This is a genomic window from Gordonibacter pamelaeae 7-10-1-b (assembly GCF_000210055.1).
GTDB classification, from domain to species: Bacteria; Actinomycetota; Coriobacteriia; order Coriobacteriales; family Eggerthellaceae; genus Gordonibacter; species Gordonibacter pamelaeae.
On sequence record NC_021021.1, the window covers coordinates 399,462 to 403,821 of the forward strand.

The following is a 4,360-nucleotide window of genomic DNA, read 5'->3' on the forward strand; positions in this document are numbered from 1 at the left end:
GGCCGGGCGGTGCGGCTGGCGCAACGCGCTTCCCGCACCGCCCCGTGCGGCCGCGGGGGCTCCTCCCCCGCCATCGTCCGATACGCTACAATGCTGGGTAGACAAAGGGGGTTTGCCTTGCGCATCGAGACGCTATACGAGTTTTTGCTGCTCACGTCCAACCTGAACTTCACCGAGACGGCGAAGAGCTTCTTCATCTCGCAGTCGGTGCTCTCAGGGCACATATCGAGCCTCGAGAAGGAGCTGGGCGCGCTCCTGTTCGTGCGCGACCGCCATTCGGTGCGCCTCACCGAGGCGGGCCGGCTGTTCCAGCAGGACGCCCAGCGCATCGTGGAGGACTACGAGCGCGCGCTCGAGCGCCTGTCCCAGTACGCCGACGGCGTGTCGTCGGTCGTTCGCATCGGCTTCTTGGAGGGCTCGTTCGGCTCGTTCCTGCCGCTCGTGTGCCGCAGCTACCGCAAAGAGCACCCCGACGTCGACTTCCATTTCCGCACCATGGAGCTGGCCAACATACAGAAGGCGCTCAACGAGAACGAGATCGACGTGGGGCTTTCCATCTACCAGGACGGCATACAAGGCGCGAAGTTCTGCTACCGCCGCCTGTACGAGGACCGCTACATGCTGGCCGTGCCCGTGGGGCACCGCCTTGCCAAGCGAGCGTCGGTGAGCATCGCCGACCTGCGCGGCGAGCGGGTGGTCGTGCCTCACTTCAACCGCTCCAAGAGCATGCTCGAGCAGATGCACGTGAAGCTGCGCAACGCCGGCGCCGAGGTGCGCCCGGCCGGTTTCGAGGACGTGGGCGCCATGATGGCCACGCTCGTGACGGCTGGCGCCGTGGCCATAGCGCTCGACCACCTGCGCGTGTTCGGCAACGGCAACGTGGAGTTCGTGCCGCTCGCGGACGAGAACATGGAGATCTGCGCGGGGGCCGTGTGGAAGAGGTCGAAGGAGACCGGCGCCATCACGTCGTTCGTCGACTTTCTGGAGCAGGCTTGCGAGGGCTTCGGCAAGGAGGACTTCCTCGCCCGCAGCGGCCCCGACGCGCTTCCCTCGCTGCGGCTCCCGCCCGCGTCGCCGAGGGCCTCGTTCTCCGGCGGGCCCGGCCGTCCGTAACAGATTGAAAACCGGAAGGTTACGGCGGGCATCGCGGGCTTACCCGTACTCTCGCGCGCGTGCTATAGTCCGGGTAGCAGAACCTGACAGGGAGGGTTCTGGATGCAAGGAGGAACCAATGGGATACTCGATCTCCTTGCTGTGCTTCGCAGGCGCCGCGTTCTGCATCTCGCTCATACGGCGCCTTGCTTAAAGCACAGCGCGCGAACGGGGCCGGTCCGAGAGGGCCGGCCCTTTCTTTGCCGCCCGTTGCCGGCAACGGCAAGGCGGGGCCCGGCATGGCCCTTCGCCGCACGGCCGCCTGCAACCGCAGCCGATCCGTCAACGCGCCATCACCGCTTCAGCAGCAGGTCGTCCTCGGCAGCGCTGCCTGCGGCGACGGCCCGAACCGCGCTGCGCTACGATGCAGGCCCGGCCGCTATCGGGCCGATCCCCGACCGACAGGAGGCTCCATGGCAGGAAGGAAAGGCGCGATCGCCTTCGGCCTCGTCTACATACCGGTGGAGCTCTATCCCGCCACCCAGGACGATGCCGTGCGCTTCAACCAGCTGGCGAAGGAGAGCATGCAGCGCGTGCGCTACGTGAAGACGTGCCCCGATTGCAACCGCGAGCTGGGCCCGGACGACATCGTGCGCGGCTACCAGTACGAGAAGGGCAAGTACGTGGTGGTGAGCGACGAGGAGCTGGACGCCATCAAGACCGATGCCGACCGTGCCATGAAGATCGTGCAGTTCGTGGATCTGCAGGAGGTGCCGCCCGTCTACTTCGAGAAGCCCTACCAGGTAAGGGCCCAGCCCGGCGGCGAGAAGCCGCTCGAGCTTTTGCGCCTGGCCATGGTCGAGGAGGGCAAGGCCGCCATCGGCACCACGGTGCTGGGCAACTCCGAGACGCCGCTGGCGCTCATCCCCTACGGCGACGACCTGGTCATGATGACGCTGCACTACCAAAGCGAGGTGCGCGACCTCCCGAAGCCGGCCGAGCGCCCCGCCGTGGACGACGCGGAGCTGGACATGGCGCGCCGCCTGGTGGAGAGCATGGCCGAGCCGTTCGACCCCGCCCGCTTCAAGAACGCCTACCAGGAGAAGCTCATGGGCCTCATCCAGGACAAGATAGCCGGCAAGCAGGTGACCCCCGAGAAGCACGGCCCCCAGCCCGCGAACGTCATCAACCTCATGGACGCCCTCGCCGCCAGCCTGAAGGCCCGCACCGGGGAGGATGCCGGAGGAGCGAAAGCGGGCAGCGCCGAGAGCGCGAAGGCGCCCAAGCCGAAGCGCAAGCCCCCCGCGAAGCGCGCCGGCTGACCCGCGCCCGCCAGCCTAAAGACATGCGGGCATGCCCCGCTGCGCCTGATCCCCCCCCCGCAGGAGAGAAGCCCCCGGCTGCAGCAGCAACCGGGGGCTTTCCGAGGAGAGAGAGGGAGCGAAAGGAAGTTCGGCGGCGCCTAGGCCACGGGCGGCGTGCCCTCGGCGTTGCCGAAGATGGCGTCGATCTGCACGAGGGCGCCCATCGGCAGGTTCGACACGCCCACCACGCGGCGCGCGGGGGCGCCGGGGAAGTAGCGGGCGTACACGTCCTCGATGGCGGCCAGGTCGGCCAAGTCGCGCAGGTAGACGTTCGCCTTGACGGCGTCGTCCATCGTGTGGCCCACGTTCTCGATGATGGCCTGGATGTTCCTGCACGCCTGCTCGGCCTGCGCCGCGGCGCCGCCGGCAACGAGCTCGCCGGTTGCGGGGTCGAGGCCGATCTGCGCGGAGATGTTGTTGTAGTGCGAGAAGGCCACGGACTGGGTGGACAGCGCGCTCACGGGAGCCGCGTCGGTGTTGTTCGCCTCGATGATCAGGCCGTGGCGGGCCTCCACCTCCTGCGGCGGGGTGCCGTCGCCGTGCGACACCACGGCCTCGATCTGCACGAGCGCGTGCATCGGAAGCTCGGCCGCCTCCACCACCGTGCGCGCGGGCAGGTAGCCCACGGCGCGCGCGATGCCCGAGTCGGGGAAGAAGCGCCGGTACGCCTCGTCCACGGCGTCGAGGTCGGAGAGGTCCTTCAGGAAGACGGTCACCTTGACGATGTCGTCGAAGGGAACGTCGATGCTCGCGAGGATGGCCTTGATGTTCTTCAGGCACTGGACGGCCTGCTCGGCGGCGCCGCCGGCCACGATCTGGTTCGAGACGGGGTCGAGGGGCAGCTGGGCCGTCACGTTGTTGTAGTGCGAGAAGGCCACGGTCTGGGACGACAGGGCGTCGTAGGGGGCGTTGTGCGTGTTGTTCACGTACTTCACGAGGTCGCCGGCCTGGGGCTCGTTCGGGATGGTGCCCTCGCCGTTCGTGAGGAGCGCCTCCACCTGCACGAGCGCGTCGAGGGGCAGCGCCGCCACGGCGAGGTTCGTGCGGGCGGGCACGTAGGTTGGGAAGTAGGCCCGGAACGCCTCGTCGACGGCGTCCAGGTCGCGGATGTCGCGCACGAACACGGTGAGGCGCGCCACGTCGCCCAGCGTGTGCCCGATGCCCTCCGCCACGGCCTCGAGGTTCTCGAGGCACTGGGCGGCCTGCTCAAGGGCGCCGCCCTCGACGAGCTCGCCGGTCTCGGGGTCGAGGGGAAGCTGGGCCGACAGGTTGTTGTAATGGGAGAACGCCACGGTCTGCGCGTGCAGGGGGCTTGCGGGCGCACCTTCCACGTTCCGTGCCAGGACTACGTTGTCACCGCTCATTGAGGTACCTGCTTTCTCGAGTGCTCGCTTTTCGGTTGCGCTGCTCGGCCCCAGGGGCCCGCGCCCTCGCGGAAGGACGGCCCTGCCAGGCCCTCCCTTTACGCGAGGGCTGCATTATATCGTTTTGTGCATCTGCACAAAACACTTTTCGAATGATTTACTGACCAGCGGAAAAACCGTCGACCGACCGTTTACCGCAAATTCTGGAAGGCCCTGCGGGGCCTATGCGGAAATCCGGGGGCGCGGCCCCCGTTTCATGCAGGATTATGGTACCTACCGCTCACCGATTAGCCTTGCGCGCGGGGCCGGCGCAGGGCGCGGGCGGGGTCAGGACGGCGTTTTCTCGGGCCAGAGCCACAGCACGAGCCGGACCGACAGGACGCCCACGGCCGCGCCCACCACGGCGCCTATGAGGATGTCGCTCGGGTAGTGCACGTAGAGGTACAGGCGCGAGAAGGCGATGAGGCACGCCAGCGCCACGCCCGCCGCCTTGAGCGCCACGGACAGGCGGCCCCTGCCGGGCACGCAGCAGAGCGCGGC

At 68.1% G+C, this 4,360-nt stretch carries 4 protein-coding genes; 2 read left to right on the forward strand and 2 right to left on the reverse strand.

The annotated features are described in order from the left end of the window. Window positions 1-117 precede the first annotated feature (117 nt). Together GPA_RS16620 and ku are read left to right on the forward strand one after the other, a co-directional pair. On the forward strand, window positions 118-1,113 hold the full coding sequence (locus GPA_RS16620) for a LysR family transcriptional regulator (RefSeq protein ID WP_049783977.1): 996 nt from the start codon (window positions 118-120) through the stop codon (window positions 1,111-1,113). Between the two features lie 452 nt (window positions 1,114-1,565). After that, the gene (gene ku, locus GPA_RS01850; protein WP_015538782.1) at window positions 1,566-2,414 is read left to right on the forward strand and encodes a non-homologous end joining protein Ku; all 849 of its coding nucleotides are present in this window, start codon (window positions 1,566-1,568) and stop codon (window positions 2,412-2,414) included. Between the two features lie 140 nt (window positions 2,415-2,554). On the opposite strand, the gene GPA_RS01855 is transcribed toward ku, so the two are convergent. Next, entirely contained in the window at window positions 2,555-3,820 is a 1,266-nt protein-coding gene (locus GPA_RS01855) for a RidA family protein (protein WP_015538783.1), read from the reverse strand. A gap of 327 nt (window positions 3,821-4,147) precedes the next feature. Continuing rightward, window positions 4,148-4,360, reverse strand: a 213-nt coding sequence (locus GPA_RS01860) for a phosphatase PAP2 family protein (RefSeq protein WP_041238782.1), incomplete at its 5' end; no start/stop codon positions are given.